Here is a 247-nt window from a genome sequence, read left to right on the forward strand (position 1 = left end):
TTGGCCACCAGCCTGTGCATCAGGGCCATCGGCGGGATGGGGCGGGCGGCGCCGAGGACGAGCGAGCGCGCCAGCACCACCTTGGTCATCGGACGGTCCAACGCGCGCAGACGGCGCAGCGCCGAGCCGACGGCCTCGAGGTGGCCGACGGGGGAAGGGGTGCGGTCGAGGACGACACATTGGGGCACGGTGTCGGAAGGAAGGGCGGCGGGCCACGGCCCCGGGAGGCGGTGGCGCGCGGCGGGAA

1 pseudogene is annotated in these 247 nt (G+C 75.3%); it reads right to left on the reverse strand.

The annotated features are described in order from the left end of the window. Nucleotides 1–188: pseudogene (locus tag KVT44_RS56550) on the reverse strand (isochorismate synthase); the annotation flags it as partial. Between the last annotated feature and the right edge of the window lie 59 nt (nt 189–247).

Source organism: Streptomyces sp. GbtcB7 (assembly GCF_019091445.1).
Lineage (GTDB): Bacteria > Actinomycetota > Actinomycetes > Streptomycetales > Streptomycetaceae > Streptomyces > Streptomyces mirabilis.